The organism is Agrobacterium sp. MS2, from assembly GCF_003261015.1.
In the GTDB taxonomy this organism is placed as follows: domain Bacteria; phylum Pseudomonadota; class Alphaproteobacteria; order Rhizobiales; family Rhizobiaceae; genus Agrobacterium; species Agrobacterium pusense.
On the sequence record NZ_QLNF01000082.1, the window covers coordinates 1 to 1,633 of the forward strand.

General features: G+C 51.0%; 2 protein-coding genes and 1 pseudogene. 2 read left to right on the top strand and 1 reads right to left on the bottom strand.

Features of this window, described 5'->3' with window-relative positions:
• Positions 1-73: 73 nt before the first annotated feature.
• Positions 74-262, bottom strand: a pseudogene (locus DOU54_RS20025) (IS110 family transposase); the annotation flags it as partial.
• A 557-nt stretch (positions 263-819) separates the two neighbouring features.
• Between DOU54_RS20025 and DOU54_RS27565 the strand changes: the two are divergent.
• Positions 820-1,104, top strand: a complete 285-nt coding sequence (locus DOU54_RS27565; RefSeq protein ID WP_072493512.1) for a hypothetical protein — start codon at positions 820-822, stop codon at positions 1,102-1,104.
• A 5-nt stretch (positions 1,105-1,109) separates the two neighbouring features.
• Positions 1,110-1,574, top strand: a complete 465-nt coding sequence (locus DOU54_RS20035) for a hypothetical protein (RefSeq protein WP_113731771.1) — start codon at positions 1,110-1,112, stop codon at positions 1,572-1,574.
• Positions 1,575-1,633: the final 59 nt, after the last annotated feature.

The following is a 1,633-nucleotide window of genomic DNA, read 5'->3' on the forward strand; positions in this document are numbered from 1 at the left end:
AGCTGATGGTCGGCGTGCTCATCACGTCCGGTTATCCGTCAACCGTTAAGCCACGAACAACGTGACAACGCCCGACGCGGACAGGGCGCTGATAACTGCGCAATAGGCTGATCAGGCGATCAAACTCATCGAGATTGTTGAGAACGCTTATTCGGCGGCCACGGATTCTGTCCGGCGCTTCGATCAGCACTTCGTGGCGTTCCTTAGAAATATCGATCGCTTCCAGAACGGGAGCGGATGCGGTAATGTTGTTGTCGGTCATAGCCGGTCTCCTTGCAGTGTGGCTTCGCAAGACCACTGTGATACCTATTGCCCGGCTATGACCACCTGCTTCGCCTGATAAGGCTACGCAACTGGTCAAGCCTCATTCAGCGCATTCTTCCGAAGATGTTACGGCAGAGAATTCATCTCCCGAGACCTCGATCTGCACAACCGGATAGTTTTCTGCAAAAATCGCCGCCTGAACAACGGTTGAGAACGCGAGTTGCAAAACTGGGGCGCAAAAGCCTGAGTTTAATTTTGCGACAAGAGCAACTCGTTTTATCTTGCCTGAGACGGGCTGCTAGAAACAAGTCGCTCAAGACTTGACAGTCAACTCGAAAAGGCGAGACAGAGCAGTGAATGGATTTGTCGAGGTGGCAAATGTACCGCGTGTGGGATGTGGCATTCTCGGCTCTACCAGCCACATTCCAAGCCGCGTGATCGAATTTGGCACACATGACGGAGAACCGTCGCAACAACTCGCTACACCGCTTCAGCGCCTTTTAACCGCTTGTCTTTACAATATCATTCGGTTGCACTGGAATTGTGGAGGGCATGATGCCTGCCGAACATGCGCTAGCTCGCAACCCGAATATTCGGGATGAAGAACTTAAAGCTGCAATTGACTATCTTTGCGCGAAAATCAGACGCGCAGCCCATAAGGGCCAACCTTTGCCATTCAACGCCTATCGATCGAAGTTGATATTTGAAAAGGCACTGAATATTCGAACCGGAGAACCCGAATGGGCTTCTGCCAGTTCTGAGAAACGTGATTTTGTCGAGCAACCCATGCTGCAATGTGAGATATTCTACGGGCATTTTGATGGAAACTCGGCGGATTGATCACAATGGCTCTTTTGCTAATCGCGCAATTCATCGCCTTCTCTTTATTCCCCCTTTATTTTACGACGCTCCCGGCACCAAGCCGGCGCACCCATTTTTATACCTACATCGCGCTCATTCTGCTGATCGGCGGTTTCATGGGGAATGTCTATTCCCTGCCCATCACCGATGGTGTCGTCGTCTCCGGTGGCAACCTGTGTTACGGCGCCTTCATGATGACGTCGGTGATGTTCGTTTGGGTTGAAAGAGACGCCTTTATCCTCAGGCATCTGGTTCGGCTTGTGGTTCTGGTCGACATCTTCAAGATCATTTTTTCCGTCCTGACGCATTCCATTCTGGAAACGGAAGGTGTGATCAATCCACATGCAGTTCCATCAGGATTCTTTGAAATATCCACTGCGCTGATTGCGCTTGGGGGTGTTTTGATAATCTCTGAACTCCTGCTTTTGCTTTTCATTGTAAGCGGTTAGCCGAGGGCGTGGGGCTTGAAGTTCCAGGGCATAAGCGCCTCGATTTCAGAGACAGGCCA